This is a genomic window from Actinoplanes sp. 13 (genome assembly GCF_056134165.1).
Map to the genome: position 1 here is coordinate 73,948 of NZ_JBVYOQ010000015.1, position 15,295 is coordinate 89,242.

Sequence of the window (15,295 nt, forward strand, 5' to 3'; positions counted from 1 at the left end):
GATCAGGACTCGATCGGCTCGCCCGCCACCAGGGCCGCGACCAGCCGCTCCCCGTGCGGCCACGGCCCGAAGCCCGTCCGGGAATCCAGATGCCCGACCGCCCCCGCGTCCACCACCTGCGCACCCCATACCCGGGCGTTCTCCCGCGCCGCCTCGAACGACGAGTGCGGATCGTCCCGGCTGGCGACCACCACCGTCCGGAACGGCAGCGGGCTCCGCGGCGTCTCCATCTGGCCGCTGACGTCCGGCGGCGTCACCTGCAGCGCCGCCGTCACCAGGCCCGCATGCGGCTCGTGGCCGTGCTCGGCGGCCCAGAACGCCACCGTCAGGCACCCGGCACTGTGCGCCACCAGCACGACCGGCTCGTCGCCGGCCCGGATCGCGGTGTCGAGCGCCGCCACCCGTTCCGCCGGCACATAGGGCGGGCTCGGCGGCTCGGGCGCCCACCGGAACCGGCCGGGCCGCTCGCGCACCCACTGCCACGACCAGTGCCCGTCCAGAGCCTTCCCCCGGCCGGGGACGAGCAGGACCCGGGTCACCACTCCCGCCAGGTGTCGGTGATCTCGTGCGGTTTCAGCCCGCGCCGCCCGGTCAGCGCCTCGACGTCGATGCCGGCGCCGGTGAGAACCACCTCGATGTATTCCGCGAGGTCCTCCCGCTCGCCGGTCTCGATGCGCCCCTCCTCCTCGTCGATATCGTTGAGCCTGGTCACGACCCGCTCCACCGCGGCCCAGACCGCGTCGTCGCCGGAACCGTCGAGCCGGGCGACCTCCTGCTCGTAGGCCCCCAGCGCCCGGTCGACCGCGGCCGTGAAGTCGTCGGGCCACAGCTCGGGCGCATAGGCCTCGTCCGCCGTCATGGTGCCGGCAGCCACCGCCGCCGTCTGCGCGGCTGCTTCACGTCGCCATCGCGTGCTGGGTCGCTCACTCATGCCCGTGAACATAGACGCACCCCCCGACAAAACCGCGTGCTTGCGTTTGCCGCCGTCGAATCCGGGAACGCGCCGCGCGTGACGAGACCCCGATCCTGGCCGATGGATCCCGACGAAGCGCGCAACACGCTCTGCGCCGAGCTGGGACCCGCCTGGCGCGTCTCCTACGCCCGCAACAGCGGGCGGTTCCGGGCGGTGCGCGGGCACGAGTCGGGCTGCTCGACGGTGGAGGCCACCGATCCAGCCGTGGTGATCGCCGCGGTGGAGGCGTATTTCGACGAGGAACCGGCCGACGACCCGGTCCCGTTCGTACCGTGCCGGTCCTGCACCTGCCCTGCCCCACCCCCGGCCCGCCCGGCAGAGTGAGCCGGGCCACCAGCTCGAGCGGCCGGCGGGCGGGGCAGCGCGCCGGTCCAGGATCCGCCAGGATGGGCGGATGGCTGAGGACCTGTGGGCGGCTGCCGACCTGGTGACACCGATGGCCATCCGCGTCGCGGCGACGCTGCGGCTGGCAGACCATCTAGAAGCCGGATTGCGTGCGCCGGAAGCACTCGCCGCCGCCACCGGAACCCATCCCGACGCCCTGGCCCGGCTGATGGCGCACCTGGTCACCGCCAGCATCCTGACGCCGTCCCACGAGCTGACAGCTCTCGGCGAGCAGCTGCGCGACGACCACCCCGGCGGCGCCCGCGCCTGGCTGGACCTCGACGGCGCGCTCGGTCACGCCGAGTTGAGCTTCGTGGAGTTGCTGCATGCGATCCGCACCGGCGAACCGGGTTACCAGCGGCACCACGGCCGGCCGTTCTGGGACGACATGGCCGCCGACCCGGCCCGGCAGGCCTCGTTCGACGCGCTGATGGGCGCACGCCTCACCGGCGACCTGCCGGCCGTCGCCACCGCCTATCCGTGGGACCGCCTCGGTCACGTGATCGACGTGGGCGGCGGCAGCGGTGACCTGCTGATCGCCATTCTGACGGCGCATCCCGGCCTGCACGGCACCGTCGTCGACCTGCCCGGCCCGGCCGCCCGCGCCGAGCGGGCCTTCGCCGGGGCCGGGCTCAGCGACCGTGCCCGCGTCCACCCCGGCAGCTTCTTCGACCCACTCCCGCCCGCAGACAGCCCGCTGCCTGAAGACAGCTCGCCACTCGCGGACAGCTCGCCACTCGGGGGAAGCCCGCCGCCTGGAGGCAACGTGTCGACAGGAGACCAGCTAGCCACCGGCTACGTGCTTTCCGGCGTTCTGCACGACTGGAACGACGAGGATGCCACTGCGATCCTGCGCCGCTGCGCGGAGACCGGCGGCACGGTCATCCTGGTCGACCACTTCGGCGTGGAGCACACCTCCGGCGACCTGCGCATGCTCTGTTACGTCGGCGGCCGGGAACGCACCCTCGACCAGGTCACCGCCCTCGCCGCGACGGTCGGCCTGCGGCGCGGCTCGGTGCGGCCGGCCGGTTCCCGCTCGATCGTCGACTTCAGCCCGGCCATGCCCAGCTAGGAGTGCGCACCATCCCATCAGTGGTCTGCTCGCCGAGCCGGCACCCGGTACAGCCGTGAGCGGTGCGGCGCTGCGGCAGTGAGCGGTGGCGCGGTGCCCGGTGCCCGGTGTGGGTTTGACAGGTGTGACCGGTAGTCGGTGGTGCGGGCGTGACAAACCGGTGGCCGGTGGCGCGGCGGCCGGGGTGGGCGTGACGAAGCGGTGCCCGTGGCCGGTGGGGGGCCGTGACAAAGCTGTGGCGGTGGCCGGTGTGGGCGTGACAAAGCTGTGGCGGTGGCCGGTGTGGCGGCGCGCCGGCTTACCGCCGATCCTCCAGGGCCGCCTTCACCAGGGCGAGAGCTTTCTCCGGCGGCAGGCCCAGGGCGCGTGTCGTCTCCGCGTACACCATCGCTGCTTGGTGGGCCCGCCGGGACGTCCCCGCCGCCCGCGCCGTGATCACCGTGCCGGCCCGGCCTCGGGTTTCCACCAGTCCGGCCTGTTCCAGCTCGCGGTAGGCGCGGGCGACCGTGTTGGCCGCCAGGCCGAGGTCGCCGGCGAGCCGGCGCACCGGCGGGAGTTTCGCGCCGGCCGCGAGGGTGCCGTCCGCGGCCAGCTCGGCGATGCGCAGCCGAACCTGTTCGTAGGGTGGTTCGGCCGCGCCGGGGTCGATGGTGATGTCCATCAGATCAGTTTCGGCGGTGTGTTGCCCACCGCGATGATGGCCCGCCGCAGCGGCACGAGGGCCAGCAGGACGCCGCCGATCAGGAAGAACGCCATCAGCGAGATGATGCCGAGCCGGTAGCTGTTGGTGAGCTGGAAGATCACGCCGAAGAACAGCGGGCCGAGCCAGCTGGTGCCCTTGTCGCTGATCTCGTAGAAACCGTAGTACTCGCCTTCCTTGCCGGCCGGGATGAGCTGGGAGAACAGGCTGCGGCTCAGCGCCTGGCTGCCACCCATGACCAGGCCGATGCCGGCGCCGAGCAGCATGAACGGCAGTGGTTCGCCCTCGGGCAGCCAGTAGGCGGCGGTGACGACGCCCAGCCACAGGGTGAGCGAGAGCAGCACGGTCTTGCGGGCGCCGATCCGGTTGGCCAGCGCGCCGAGCAGCAGGGCACCGCCGAAGGCGAGGAACTGGACGATCAGGATGGTCAGGATCAGCGTGGACTGCGGGAGTTTCAGTTCCTCGGTGCCGAACTGGCTGGCCAGCGTGATCACGGTCTGGATGCCGTCGTTGTAGATCAGGAAGGCGCCGAGGAAGGCCAGTGTCAGCGGGTAGGCGCGCATCGCCTTGATGGTGTGCCCGAGTTGCCGGAAGCCGTCGGTGAGCACGTTGCCCCGGGCGGCCGCCTCGGCTGCCGCGGCGCTCGGGCGTTCGCGCAGCCAGAGCAGCGGGAGCAGGGTGAACCCCGCCCACCAGACGCCGGCCGACACGATCGACCAGCGGGCGACGTCGAGGGTGGCCTGCGGGCCGGCGTTCTCGTCGAGGGACATCACCGCGATCAGGTTGAGCAGCAGCAGCAGGCCGCCGCCGAGGTAGCCGATCGCCCAGCCCCGGCTGGAGATCCGGTCGCGGTCGTCGGGACCGGCCAGTTGCGGCAGGAACGAGTTGTAGACGACCACGGCCGCGCCGAACGCGATGTTGGCGATCACGAAGAGCAGGCCGCCCAGCAGGTAGCGGTCGCCGGTGACGAAGGCGAACGCGATGGTGGCTCCGGAACCGATGAACGCGGCGCCGGCGAGCAGCGGCTTCTTGCGGGTCGCCCGGTCGGCGACGGCGCCCATCACCGGTAGCACGAAGACGGTGAGCAGGACCGACAGCGACACCAGATAGGCGAAGTAGGAGCCGGCGGCGACGGTGATGCCGAACGGCCGGACCACGCCCTCGCACTCGTCGGCGTCGATCGCGCAGCCGGACGCGATCTCGGTGACGGTGGTGAGGAACGGGCCCAGGAAGACGGTGACCACCGACGTGTTGAACGCGGACATCGCCCAGTCGTAGAAGTACCAGCCGGTGCGTTCCCGCTTACCGGCCTGCTGGGGTGGGGTCTCGCCGGTCACGGTCATCGATCGCGCTCCTGGTTGTCGTGAGGTGCGCGCACATGATGCCACCCGGCGGCGTTCAGCGGGAGATGTGGATCACTGTTCACCGGGAGTCCACCAGCGCGCCAGGGCGCTGGTTGCGGGGTCCTCGTCGGCGGCGAGCACGGCCCAGGGGTCGGCGCCGTCCGGCAGGTCGGCCCCGGCGTACGCGGCGAGCTCGTCCGCGCCGACCGGTTCGGTGTGCGGGGTGAAGCCTTCGGGGTCGGCCACGCCGAGGGTGCCGGGGTCGATCCACGGGAAGCCGTCGACGGGTTCGGGCAGGTCGCCGACGTCGATGGCCGGCGGGAAGACGGTGTCGTCGGTGGCGACGGGGTCGCCGAGATCGGCGATCTCCGTCTCGGCGAGCTCGGGCGTTTCGGGCTGGTCGGGCGTGTCCCAGTCGGGCAGCAGGTCGTCGGGGGCGGGCGCCGGCAGCTCCTGATGGTCAAGATCCGGGAGGTCGTCCGGGACGTCGAAGTCGTCGTCCCAGTGGTGGTCGGTCATCGTGAGAGCCTTTCCCGGTCGTCGTCGATCGGTGTGGGGGTCAGGGCGCGGGCGCGCAGCAGGGCCTCGTCGGCCTGCCGCAGCCGGGTGACGGCGGCGTCGTGGTGCTGCAGGGCCGCGGCGCGGCGCCGGGCGCGGCCGGCGGCGTCCTCGGCGATCGCCGCGTCGATCTCGGCGATGTGGGTGTCGAGTTCGCGCAGCCGTCGTTCGATGGCGTCGTCGAGGGCGACCGACAGGGCGTACTGCAGGTCGGTGAAGCGGGTGCTGATCTCGTCGGCGAGCGCGGCGCGGGCTTCGGCGAGCACGTCGCGCAGCCAGGTCTGGGCCTGCCGGCGGTCGTTGTGCACGCGCCGCCGGTACAGCACGTACCCGCCGGCGGCCAGGCCCAGTCCGATGCCGGCGAACGGGATGAGCAGGCTACCGGCGACGCCCATGGCGGACATGCCCAGCACCGCGCCGCGGCCGGCGACCAGGGCGATGCCGCCGGCGGACATGGCGATCAGCATGTTGTCGCCGGAGCCGGTGCGCGGCGGCCCGGCGGCCAGCGCGTGCCGCAGGGTGGCGCTGAGCCGGCTGAGGGTGGCGGCGAGCCGTTCGGCGTCGAAGGCCTCCGCGAGGACCCGTTCGGCGACGTCGTGATAGGTGGTCTCCAGGCGCTGGGACAGGCCGGCGGCGACCGCCTGCAGCTGGGTGTCGACCTCGTCGGGCAGTGCGGCCAGGTCGTCGGGGCGGGCCTTGTCGATGCGTTCGGCGAGTTCGTGCTGCACCTCACCGACGCGGGTGCGCAGGTAGCCGACGGTTTCGACCCGGGCGCGCTGGATCTCGGTGCTCAGCCGCAGGCTCCACTGCCGGGACTCGGTGCGTTTGCGGCCGGCCAGGGCGGCGCGTTCGGCGCGGGCCTCGGCCTGCCGGCGCGGGTCGGCGGCGGCCGCCTGCACCCGGGCGTCGGCGGCGGCGCGCAGCCGGTCCAGGTCGCTGCGGGCGGCGCGCAGCACGTTGGCCAGTTGCAGCTGGTGGCCGCGGCCGGCCAGCTCGACCAGCGCGTGTTGCAGCCCGGCGACGCGGGACTCGTCGGTGAGCGCGTCGCGGGTGGCGGTGTCACCGGTCAGCGCCAGCTCGGCCAGGCGGGCGGAGACCGGGAACCAGGGCGCCGCGGCGAAGCGGGGGGCGTGCGCCTGCAGCAGGGCGCGGTTGTCGTCGGCGATGGTGCGCCACTGCGGGTACGCGTCGATCTTGGTCAGGGCGAAGACGACGGCGTCCACGCGTTCCGTGGCGGCGGACAGGAAGTCCAACTCGGGCTGGGACAGCGGGGCGGACGCGTCGGCGACGAACAGCAGCGCGGTGGCCCGGCGCACCGCGTCCAGCGCGATGGTGGCGTGCGCCGGGTCGAGGCCGCCGGCGCCGGGGGTGTCGAGCAGGCTCAGATAGCGCAGCAGCGGCGCCGGGTGGGTGACTTCGATGCGCCGGGCCCGTTGTCTGCCGGTGGCCCAGCCGGCCAGGTCGTCGACGTCGACCGGTTCGCCGCCGCCGGGCAGCCACGCCCGGGCGGTGAACGTCTCGCCGGGCACGAAGCTCAGGTAGGCCGCGGTGGCGACGGCGGCGTCCACCGGGGACAGTCCGGGCACCCCGAGCAGGGCGTTGACCAGGCTGCTCTTGCCGCGTTTGGTCTCACCGACGACGACCACACCGGGCCGGGTGAGGTGTGCGCGGCGCAGCTCGGCCAGGTCGGCGGCCGCGTCCGGGTCGGCGGTGCGCAGGTAGGACAGGGTGTCGCGGACCGCGGTGTCCAGTTGCACGGTCAGGTCGGTCATCGCCGCATCTCCTGGGCCAGCAGGTGGAAGCCCCGGTGCGCGACCTGGGCGATGCGGGCCTGCGCCGGTCCGGCTCCGTCGACCGCGTACGCCCGCCAGCGGCCGGCCGCGCTGATCGCGGCGGCTGCCAGGTCGGCCGGCCCGGCCTCGGGCAGGCGCAGGATCCAGCGTGGGTCGTCGGAGGTGGCCAGGCGGATCAGCTCCTGTTCCCAGTCCGGCGGCAGCGGCACCGAGCCGCCGGCCGCCCGTTGCGCCGCGTCCAGCAGTCGCAGCCGGTGATAGGCCGGGTCGCGCAGCGCCGCTTCGAGGGCGTCGCGGATGGTGGCGCGGGCTCTCGGGTCGGCGGTGTAGCCGGCGAGCCGTTCCAGCCGGGTCAGCGCCCAGCCGGCCTTGATCGCGTCCGAGCGCCAGCGGAACGTCTGGTCGACCGTGTCGCGCAGCCGGGCGAAGCCGGACGCCGCGTAGAGCCGGCGCACCAGCTCGCCGGTGCCCAGGCGCGGCTCGGCGGCCAGGTTCGCGCAGGCGTAACCGATGCCGTACAGGTCGAGGCGGGTGAGCAGCCGCTCGCGCTGGTCCTCCTCGACCGGGGCGGGCCGGCTGCGGAACAGGTCGGCGGAGGTGAGCAGCAGGGCAAGGTCGGCGGCGGGCAGCGCGGCGAGCCGGGCCAGCGCGTCGCGGTCGGCGGCGGTGAGCCGGCCGGCCTCGGCGGTCTCGGCCAGCAGCGCGGACACCGGCACGACATCCCCGACGGTACGCGCCAGCAGTCCCGCCTGCTGCGCGGCGAGCGGACCGGCGACCGGCCACGGGTCGTCCGCCCCGCCGACCAGGGTGTCGATCTTGCCGAGCACGCCGAGCGCGTTGATCGGGCTGGTCGCCATCCGGGCCGACGCGGTGTGGAAGGCCTCCAGCGCGCGCAGGTCGTCGGCGCGCACCGCCTGGGTGAACACGTAGACCACGGCCTCGGCGGCGGCGACCTCGTCGGCCGAGCCGGCGTCGATGCCGACCGCCTCCTCGGCGCGGGAGCTGCCGGCCCCGTCGGTCGACGCGAGCCCGGGGGTGTCGACCACGGTCAGCTCGCGCAGCCGGTCGCTGGTCAGGGTCACGTCCACGTACGCGATCCGGGCCGCGGGGGTGCCGAGCCGGCCGGGGACCATGCCGTCGTCGTCGAGCGGCACGCTGCGCCGGTCGCCGTCGCGGGTGACCACGTGCACGCAGTCGGCGGGGCCGTACCGGAAGCGGGTGACCACCCGGGTGCACTCGCCGGCCGCCGTGGGGGCGACGCGACGGCCGATCAGCGCGTTGACTAGTGTCGACTTTCCGGCTTTCAGACGACCCGCGATCGCTACGCGTAACGGGTCACGGAGACGGTCGCCGATCTGTCGTACCTGGCCAGCAGCGTCGGAAGGGGTTCTCGTGACGATCTCGTGACAGAGAGTCGCGACGCCGGTGGTGAGGGGCCCGGTCACCACGACTCGTCAGTGCGGCACACCGTCGGCGACAATGTGCGTACCGCGGCTGTCGTCGTCACGAGAAGGGCCTTTCCGTCGCAGCGGTGACAGGTCTTCGACGCCTGCCCGCTGCACAGCCTACGGATGCCGGGGTCGCGGCGGGGATCCCGAGTTCGTGCCAGTGAGGGGGGAGCGCCGGTGGCGGACGACCCGGAGGTGGCCGCCCGCGACGCCCTGCGCCAGGGGCCCGCGCTCGTCGTGCTGACCGGGCCGCCCGGCTGCGGCCGCAGCACCCTGCTGCGCCGGACAGCGGCGGCGGTGCCCGGCCCGGCGCACGTCGGCGGTGGTCTGGCGATGCTGGCCACGGTGCCGGCGCTGGCGTTGTCCCGGGCGGTGCGGGCCCGGCTGCCCGCCGAGGACGTGCACCTGCTCGCCGAGGCGGTCCGTTCCCGGGTGCGCGGCGGCCTGCTCGTGCTCGACGACCTGCAGCACGCCGACCCGGCCACGATCGCGGCGCTGCCGCACATCGCCCGGCACTGCCGGGTGCTCGTCGCGTTGCGCACCCCGCATCGTCTCGACGAACCGGCGGTGGCCGGCCTGCGCGCCGCGGCCTCCGCCTGGCTCCCGGTGCCGCCGCTTCCCGCCGCGGCCGCGGCCGCGCTGGCCCGGCAGACCGCGGCCGGTCTCGACGACGCCGCCGCCGCGGCGGTGACCGCCCGGGCCGGCGGCAACCCCCTGGCGATCATCGCGCTGGCCCGGCAGGCGGCGGCCGGCCGCGCTCCCGTCGGCGAGGACATCGACCAGGTGGCGTACGCGATAGCCGCCGCGCTCGCAGACCTGTCCCGACCGGCCCGCACCGCCCTGGCCGCGCTCGGGTTGCTCGGCCGCCCGGCGCCGCCCGCCCTGCTCGGCACCGGCGCCGCCGAGCTGCTCGCCACCGGGCTGGTCACCGCCGAGCCGACCGGCGCGCTGCTGCCGGTGTCGGCCTATGTGGCGGAGACCGCCGCGGGCCTGCTCGACGCCGCCGCCCGCACCGACCTGCACACCCGGCTGGCCGAGCTCACCCCGCCCGCGGAAGCCGCACGGCACCTCGCCGCCGCCGGGGACACCGCGGGGGCGTACCGCCGTGCCCTCACCGCCGCCGACCGGGCCGCCGGTGGAGAACGCGCCGCGCTGCTGCTGTTCGCCTGCGGCCTGACCGTGCCCGTCGACCCCCGGGTCCGGCTGGCCGCGGCCGACGCCGCGCTGTCCGCCGGCCGCCCGGCCGAGGCCGCCGAGGTCCTGCGCCCGGTCGCCGCCACCCCGGCCACCCAAGCCGCCGGGACCGAACCGCCGGCCGGGCCCGCGCCGCTGACGGTGGAGGCGGCCGTGCTGCGCGGTGAGGCGCTGCTGCAGGCCGGTGACCCGGTCGCCGCCCGCGACGCCGTCCGGGCGGTGCCGGACACCGCGGCCGCGCCCGCGATCGACGGCCGGGACCGGGTGCTGCTGCTCGCCGCGCTGGGCACCGAGCCGATGGCGGCCCGCGACCTCGCCGACAAGATCGCCGTCCGGCACCCGGCGCCGTCGCCGGGGATCGCCGCCGCGCTCGCCGCGGTGCGGGCCGCGCACCGGGTGCCCGGCTGGGACACCGCGCTGGCCGCGGCCGCCGAACCCGGCGGCGATCCGATGATCACCCGGTGGAGTGCCTGGCTGCTGGTCGAGCACCTGGCGGCGGACGGCTGCCTGGTGGACTCGGCCCGGGTGGCGTTGCGGGCGGCGCGGGCCAGCGGGGAGGCGCTCGCCTACGGCTGGCAGACCCGGTTCCTGGCGGCCGCCGACTGGGCCCTGGCCCTGCATGGCCACCAGCTCGACCTGCCGCCCACCGCACCGCCCGGCCAGGAGGCCGGACCGGCCGGTCCGCAGCCGCCCGCCGGGCCTGATTTCGGGGCGCTGACCCCCGCGGTCTCCTCCGGCGCTGCCCAGGTCACCGCCGCCGGCGCGCCGCAGCCCGAACCGGTCGGTCCGGATCTCGGCTGGGACGGCGCGGAAGGCGTGCTGCGGCGGGCCGCGAACCTCACCGACCGCACGCTGCCGGCCGAGGCCGCCGCCTACGCGAGCGCCGCGACCGCCCTGATCGAGGCGGACACCGGCCTGCTCGCGGCGGCCCGTTCCCGGCTGGGCGGGACCCCCGGGCATCCCGCCCCGGCGTGGGCCGGGCACCCGGCGCCGGCCTGGGTGGCCCGCGAGGCGGCCTGGCTGGACGGGCAACCGGACCGGGCCGTCCGCGACCCGGCATCGACCGGCTCCGGGCTGCTCGCCGGCCTGCACGCGATCACCGCCCGGTGGGCCGGGCACGATCTCGGGGCGCCCGGCACCGCGGCCGTGCCGGTCGGGCTGCCCGGCGCCGCCCGCCGGACCCTGACCGCGTGGGCGGTCGGCACGGGGTTCTCGGCGGCCGCCGACGGGTGGCGGCCGGTGGCGTTGCGCGAGCAGGTGCGCTGCCTGATCGCGGCCGGGCTGGTCGAGGCGGACCGGGACCGGGCGGTCGCCGCGCTGCTGCGGGCCGAGGAACTCGCCGACCGGGCCGGCCTCGCCGTCCTCGCCGGCCGGGCCCGCCGAGGGCTGCGCCGGCACCAGGTGCACCGGGATACTCGTAGTCCGCGTTCCGGGGGCCGGCTCACCCAGCGGGAGACCGACGTGCTGCGCCTGGTCGCGGCCGGCGAGCCGACCCGCCGGATCGCCGGGCAGCTGGGCATCTCCGCGGAGACCGTCGACACGCACATCCGGGCGAGCATGCGCAAGCTGGGCGCCCGGACGCGGACCGAGGCTGCCGCACTGGCCTTCGCCCCCGACACCAACGACATCGAGGATGGCCGGTGATAAGACAGCCCGACGCCCCACGCCACGTGGTCGCGACGTCCGCCGAGGCTGACACGGTCCTGCGCCGCCTGGCCCGGGAGGGCTGGACGCCGCGATCCGGGTTCGCCCTGCCCGACCCGTCCTGGGACGTCGGCGCCGCCCGCCTGGTCCTGCACGGCCGGATCGCCGACGACGACACCGAGACGGTGCAGTTGGCCGTCCTCGCCGCGGCCCGTGGCGCCGGGGTGGTGGCGATCTGCGACACCGAGTCGCCGGCCGGCCGGGCACTGGTCGACGACCTGGGCCGGCTGGGGCCGGTGAACAGCGGCATCGACGGCACCGACGTGATCGCCAACCTGATCCCGGAGCAGCGGGCCCTGCTGGACCGGCTGGCCGCCGGGGACACCATCGCGGCGGCTGCGGCCGCCGAGTTCCTCTCCCTGCGTACGGCCAATCGGCGCATCGCCGAGGCCCGGGCGCTGTTCGGCGTCCGCACCACCCGCGAGGCCGTGCTGGCCTATCTGCGGCAGCGGCAACGGCAGCCGGAATGAGACAGTTCCTGATCGGCGGGGCCCGCCCGGTCGGCCGGATCGGGTTCGGCGCGATGCACCTGGAGCCCGGCCCCGCCGCGGCGGCGGTGGCGCGGCGCGCGGTCGAGCTGGGCGTCACCCTGATCGACACCGCCCACCTGTACGGGTGGGGCGCCAACGAGGAACTGCTCGCCGAGGCGTTGTGGCCGTACCCTCCCGAGCTGCTGATCGCCACGAAGGTGGGGGTCGCGCCGCCGTCCGGTGATCGCGACGCCCGGTTGTGCGGGGACCCGGCTTTCCTGCGGGCCCAGGTCGACGAGGGCCTGCGCCGGCTGCGGCTCGAGCGGATCGAGCTGTTGCAGCTGCACCGGGTGGATCCGCAGGTGCCGCTCGCCGATCAGGTGGGCACGCTGCGCGAGCTGCGGGACGCCGGGAAGATCGCGCATATCGGGTTGTCCGAGGTGACGGTGGAGCAACTCGCCGCAGCGCGGGGGATCGTCGAGATCGCGAGCGTGCAGAACCGGTACAACCTGGTGGCCCGCGACGCCGAGGCGGTGCTGGACGCCTGCACGCAGGCGGGCATCGCGTTCCTGCCGTGGCGGCCGGTGCAGCCCGCGGTCGCCGCCGACGGCGCCGTCGCCGAGGTGGCCGCCGAGCTGGGGGCGACGCCGGCGCAGGTGGCGCTGGCCTGGCTGCTGGAGCGCTCCCCGGTGGTCCTGCCGATTCCCGGTACTGCGTCGCCGGCCCACCTGGCCGAGAACGTGGCCGCCGCAGCCCTGCGGCTCACCCCCGCACACCGCTCCCGCCTCGACCATCTCAGCGTGTGAAGTTCGGGTCGCGGTGCGGGCCGAACTTCACACACAGAAAGCCCTCGTGCGTGACGCCCGTTCTTGTGTGTGAAGTTGTGGTTGCTATGTGGGCGTGACTTCACACGGTTCAGCGGGCCAGGTACGTCTCGATGGCCTCGATCACGAGCGCGTGGTCGTCGGCCTGGGGGAGACCCGAGACGGTGACGACGGCCACCACACCCGCGCCGGTCACGCGTACCGGGAAGGCGCCACCGTGCGCCGCGAACAGCGCGGGATCGACGCCCAGCTCGGGCCCCAGGGTCTTGCCGCCCGCGGCCAGCCGGCGGCCCACCAGGTACGAGGAGGCACCGAACCGGTTGACGACGCGGACCTTGCGCGCGATCCACGCGTCGTTGTCGGCGGTGGCGCCCGGCAGGGCGGCGTGGAACAGCTGCTGCTCGCCACGGCGGATGTCGATCGCCACCGGCAGCTGCCGTCCGGTGGCCAGGCCGACCAGCAGGCTGCCCAGCGCCCACGCGTCGGTCTCGTCGAACTTGGGGAAGACCAGGCGCCGTTCCTGTTCCTCGATGGTGGCGATCAGCTTCTGCGGGTCCTCGCTCATGCCGCCATTGTGTCGCCCGGCCCCGGCCCACTCAAGATCAGCCAGCTTCCTTGTGTGTGAAGTTGCGCCCGCATAGCGACCCGAATTTCACACACCAGGGTGGAGGTCACGATTCCTGCCAGTGCAGGTAGCCCAGCCGGGCGATCAGGGCGAGGACCACGACGAGCAGGACGATGCGCACGAAGCCGGCGCCGCGCCGCAGGGCCATCCGGGCGCCGATCAGCGCGCCGATGACGTTGCAGACGGCCATGCCGGCGCCGAGCATCCAGGCGACGTGCCCGGTCGCGGCGAACACGACCAGAGCGCCCAGGTTCGTCGCGGTGTTGACGATCTTCGCCATCGCCGAGCCGTGCAGGAAGTCGGCGCCGATGATCGTGGTGAAGGCGAGCACCAGGAACGTGCCGGTGCCGGGGCCGATCAGCCCGTCGTAGAGGGCGATCACGCCGCCGGCCACCCCGACCGCGATGCCGCGCCGCCACGGGGTGCGCTTCTCCATGTGTTCCTGCAGGCCCATCTGTGGGCGCACCGTGACGAACACCGCGACCGCCACCAGCACCGCGATGATCACCGGCCGGTACGCGCTCGCCGGGATCCCGCCGGCCAGCGCGGCCCCGCAGCCGGAGCAGAGCAGTGCCAGACCCGCCGCCGGCCCGGCCACCCCCCAGTCGATCTTCGTCTTGCGGGCGAAGGCGACCGCCGCGGTGCTGGTCCCGCAGATGGCGGCGAGCTTGTTGGTGCCGAGCGCGGTCGCCGGGTGCAGCTGCGGGGCGGCCACCAGAAGGGCCGGCAGCAGGAGCAGGCCACCGCCGCCGACCACCGCGTCCACCCAGCCCGCGGCAGCCGCCGCGAGCAACAGAGTGACGATCACCGGCGGCGGTTGCTCTGCAGCCAGGCGCCGATCAGCGCTCCGGCGATCAGCAGCGTCAAGACGCAACACCACGCCTTGAAGAACATTCATTTCTCCCGTTGCTAGGGTCGGGCCTGTGCACCTGGCCACCTTCAACCTGCTCCACGGCAGGTCGCTGTCCGACGGAACCGTACACGCCGACCGGATCACCGCCGCGATCGCCGACCTCGACGCCGACGTGCTGGGACTGCAGGAGGTGGACCGGGCCCAGCCGCGCAGCGGACTGCTCGACCTGACCGCCCTCGCCGCCGACACGCTCGGCGCCGCCGCCCACCGGTTCGCCGCCGCCGTCGTCGGCACCCCCGGCCACGTCTGGGAGCCCTGGCACTCGGGGGCCGACATCGCGCACCCGCAGTACGGGATCGCGCTCGTCAGCCGCTACCCGGTGCAGCGGTGGCAGATCACCCAGCTGCCGGCGTCGCCCATGCGGTCGCCGGTCTACGTGCCCGACGGCGGGTTCCTGCTGCTGCGCGACGAGCCGCGGGTGCTGCTCGCGGCCGTGGTGGAGACCCCGCACGGGCTGATGACCGTGGCCACCACCCACCTGTCGTTCGTGCCGGGCTGGAACGTGCGGCAGCTGCGCCACGCCGTCCGGGCGCTGCGGGCCCTGCCGGCGCCGCGGGTGCTGCTCGGCGACCTGAACATGCCGGCCGGGCCGGTACGCGCGTTCACCGGGTGGCGGCCCCTGGCCCGGGCGGCGACGTTCCCCAGCCCGGCACCCAAGACCCAGCTCGATCACGTGGTCGCGGACACCCGCGGACTGGCCGAGCTGGGCCGGGTGGTGGAGGTGCGCACCCCGCAGGTGGACGTCTCCGACCACCGGCCGCTCGTCGTCCGGCTGGACCGCTGATCACTTCGCCGGGCGCAGGAACACGTCCTCCAGGCCGTCCACCGGGTCCCACTGCTCACCGATCTTCTTGAACCCGAACCCGGCGATGGTGGCCCGCGACCCCACATTGTCCGGCCGGATGCTGGCGCGTACCGCCGTCACCGCCGGATCCGCGTCGACGCGCCGCAGCAGCGTCGCCAGGATCTGTTTGGCGTGACCGCGCCGCCGGTGCTCCGGATCCACCGAGTACGCCACCTCGACCACCCCGTTCTCGTCCGGCGGCCCGTGGAACCCGCCGTGGCCGACGACGACGCCGCCCGGCTCCACGATCGCCGCCGCGGCGATCCAGTCGGCCGCGGCCGGGTCCTTGCGGATGTCGTCCAGGCGGATCTCCCACAGCCACTTCTCGTCGACCAGGAACGGCGTCAGCGGATGCCCGGCGGCGGCGCTCGCGGCATCGAGGTCCCCGGCGATCAAAGCGGCGAGGGCGGCGGGGGAGAGCTTCAGGAAACGGATGGACGCCATGCCCGC

16 protein-coding genes are annotated in these 15,295 nt (G+C 74.7%); 6 read left to right on the top strand and 10 right to left on the bottom strand.

The annotated features are described in order from the left end of the window. Window positions 1–2: 2 nt before the first annotated feature. Window positions 3–539 carry an RBBP9/YdeN family alpha/beta hydrolase gene (locus tag AC0NH5_RS26315; RefSeq protein ID WP_474408663.1) on the bottom strand — a complete coding sequence of 179 codons (537 nt, stop codon included), beginning with the start codon at window positions 537–539 and terminating at the stop codon, window positions 3–5. Further along, window positions 536–931 (bottom strand): hypothetical protein, encoded by a 396-nt coding sequence (locus tag AC0NH5_RS26320; protein ID WP_474408666.1) that lies wholly within the window; start codon window positions 929–931, stop codon window positions 536–538. The genes AC0NH5_RS26315 and AC0NH5_RS26320 overlap by 4 nt, the downstream gene beginning before the upstream one ends. A 102-nt stretch (window positions 932–1,033) precedes the next feature. On the opposite strand from AC0NH5_RS26320, the gene AC0NH5_RS26325 reads away from it, so the two are divergent. Beyond that, window positions 1,034–1,297: a hypothetical protein gene (locus AC0NH5_RS26325; RefSeq protein WP_474408668.1), complete on the top strand. Its 264-nt coding sequence runs from the start codon at window positions 1,034–1,036 to the stop codon at window positions 1,295–1,297. Between the two features lie 70 nt (window positions 1,298–1,367). Continuing rightward, window positions 1,368–2,429, top strand: a complete 1,062-nt coding sequence (locus tag AC0NH5_RS26330) for a methyltransferase (protein WP_474408670.1) — start codon at window positions 1,368–1,370, stop codon at window positions 2,427–2,429. Window positions 2,430–2,727: 298 nt separating this feature from the next. On the opposite strand, the gene AC0NH5_RS26335 is transcribed toward AC0NH5_RS26330, so the two are convergent. The 5 genes from AC0NH5_RS26335 to AC0NH5_RS26355 all read right to left on the bottom strand — a co-directional run bounded on the left by AC0NH5_RS26335 (window position 2,728) and on the right by AC0NH5_RS26355 (window position 8,268). After that, window positions 2,728–3,090, bottom strand: coding sequence for a GntR family transcriptional regulator (locus tag AC0NH5_RS26335; protein ID WP_474408672.1), 363 nt, complete (start codon window positions 3,088–3,090; stop codon window positions 2,728–2,730). Continuing rightward, window positions 3,090–4,472 (bottom strand): MFS transporter, encoded by a 1,383-nt coding sequence (locus AC0NH5_RS26340; RefSeq protein ID WP_474408674.1) that lies wholly within the window; start codon window positions 4,470–4,472, stop codon window positions 3,090–3,092. Before AC0NH5_RS26340 ends, AC0NH5_RS26335 begins: the two co-directional genes overlap by 1 nt. 72 nt (window positions 4,473–4,544) lie before the next feature. Further along, complete coding sequence (locus AC0NH5_RS26345) at window positions 4,545–4,991, bottom strand: hypothetical protein (protein WP_474408677.1); 447 nt, start codon at window positions 4,989–4,991, stop codon at window positions 4,545–4,547. Continuing rightward, the gene (locus AC0NH5_RS26350; RefSeq protein ID WP_474408678.1) at window positions 4,988–6,802 is read right to left on the bottom strand and encodes a dynamin family protein; all 1,815 of its coding nucleotides are present in this window, start codon (window positions 6,800–6,802) and stop codon (window positions 4,988–4,990) included. Before AC0NH5_RS26350 ends, AC0NH5_RS26345 begins: the two co-directional genes overlap by 4 nt. Continuing rightward, window positions 6,799–8,268, bottom strand: coding sequence for a dynamin family protein (locus tag AC0NH5_RS26355; protein ID WP_474408680.1), 1,470 nt, complete (start codon window positions 8,266–8,268; stop codon window positions 6,799–6,801). Before AC0NH5_RS26355 ends, AC0NH5_RS26350 begins: the two co-directional genes overlap by 4 nt. Before the next feature lie 180 nt (window positions 8,269–8,448). Here AC0NH5_RS26355 and AC0NH5_RS26360 point away from each other — a divergent pair, with 180 nt between their 5' ends. From AC0NH5_RS26360 to AC0NH5_RS26370, 3 genes are read left to right on the top strand one after another with little or no spacing between them, the layout of a single operon-like run. After that, window positions 8,449–11,109, top strand: coding sequence for a LuxR C-terminal-related transcriptional regulator (locus tag AC0NH5_RS26360; protein ID WP_474408681.1), 2,661 nt, complete (start codon window positions 8,449–8,451; stop codon window positions 11,107–11,109). Next, the gene (locus AC0NH5_RS26365; protein ID WP_474408683.1) at window positions 11,106–11,639 is read left to right on the top strand and encodes a LuxR family transcriptional regulator; all 534 of its coding nucleotides are present in this window, start codon (window positions 11,106–11,108) and stop codon (window positions 11,637–11,639) included. The genes AC0NH5_RS26360 and AC0NH5_RS26365 overlap by 4 nt, the downstream gene beginning before the upstream one ends. Then, window positions 11,636–12,445, top strand: coding sequence for an aldo/keto reductase (locus AC0NH5_RS26370; RefSeq protein WP_474408686.1), 810 nt, complete (start codon window positions 11,636–11,638; stop codon window positions 12,443–12,445). The genes AC0NH5_RS26365 and AC0NH5_RS26370 overlap by 4 nt, the downstream gene beginning before the upstream one ends. A 109-nt stretch (window positions 12,446–12,554) precedes the next feature. Here AC0NH5_RS26370 and AC0NH5_RS26375 read toward each other — a convergent pair whose 3' ends face one another. Both AC0NH5_RS26375 and AC0NH5_RS26380 read right to left on the bottom strand, forming a co-directional pair. After that, complete coding sequence (locus AC0NH5_RS26375) at window positions 12,555–13,028, bottom strand: heme-degrading domain-containing protein (protein WP_474408688.1); 474 nt, start codon at window positions 13,026–13,028, stop codon at window positions 12,555–12,557. A 106-nt stretch (window positions 13,029–13,134) separates the two neighbouring features. After that, window positions 13,135–13,896, bottom strand: a complete 762-nt coding sequence (locus AC0NH5_RS26380; RefSeq protein WP_474408691.1) for a sulfite exporter TauE/SafE family protein — start codon at window positions 13,894–13,896, stop codon at window positions 13,135–13,137. A gap of 115 nt (window positions 13,897–14,011) precedes the next feature. On the opposite strand from AC0NH5_RS26380, the gene AC0NH5_RS26385 reads away from it, so the two are divergent. Continuing rightward, window positions 14,012–14,785 carry an endonuclease/exonuclease/phosphatase family protein gene (locus tag AC0NH5_RS26385; RefSeq protein ID WP_474408693.1) on the top strand — a complete coding sequence of 258 codons (774 nt, stop codon included), beginning with the start codon at window positions 14,012–14,014 and terminating at the stop codon, window positions 14,783–14,785. Here AC0NH5_RS26385 and AC0NH5_RS26390 read toward each other — a convergent pair whose 3' ends face one another. After that, the gene (locus tag AC0NH5_RS26390; RefSeq protein ID WP_474408696.1) at window positions 14,786–15,289 is read right to left on the bottom strand and encodes a GNAT family N-acetyltransferase; all 504 of its coding nucleotides are present in this window, start codon (window positions 15,287–15,289) and stop codon (window positions 14,786–14,788) included. Between the last annotated feature and the right edge of the window lie 6 nt (window positions 15,290–15,295).

Coding starts and splice junctions, on each gene's coding strand:
- AC0NH5_RS26390 (WP_474408696.1), bottom strand. CDS start 15,289: ATGGCGTCCATCCGTTTCCTGAAGCTCTCCCCCGCCGCCCTCGCCGCT.
- AC0NH5_RS26320 (WP_474408666.1), bottom strand. CDS start 931: ATGAGTGAGCGACCCAGCACGCGATGGCGACGTGAAGCAGCCGCGCAG.
- AC0NH5_RS26325 (WP_474408668.1), top strand. CDS start 1,034: ATGGATCCCGACGAAGCGCGCAACACGCTCTGCGCCGAGCTGGGACCC.
- AC0NH5_RS26350 (WP_474408678.1), bottom strand. CDS start 6,802: ATGACCGACCTGACCGTGCAACTGGACACCGCGGTCCGCGACACCCTG.
- AC0NH5_RS26335 (WP_474408672.1), bottom strand. CDS start 3,090: ATGGACATCACCATCGACCCCGGCGCGGCCGAACCACCCTACGAACAG.
- AC0NH5_RS26340 (WP_474408674.1), bottom strand. CDS start 4,472: ATGACCGTGACCGGCGAGACCCCACCCCAGCAGGCCGGTAAGCGGGAA.
- AC0NH5_RS26330 (WP_474408670.1), top strand. CDS start 1,368: ATGGCTGAGGACCTGTGGGCGGCTGCCGACCTGGTGACACCGATGGCC.
- AC0NH5_RS26370 (WP_474408686.1), top strand. CDS start 11,636: ATGAGACAGTTCCTGATCGGCGGGGCCCGCCCGGTCGGCCGGATCGGG.
- AC0NH5_RS26375 (WP_474408688.1), bottom strand. CDS start 13,028: ATGAGCGAGGACCCGCAGAAGCTGATCGCCACCATCGAGGAACAGGAA.
- AC0NH5_RS26345 (WP_474408677.1), bottom strand. CDS start 4,991: ATGACCGACCACCACTGGGACGACGACTTCGACGTCCCGGACGACCTC.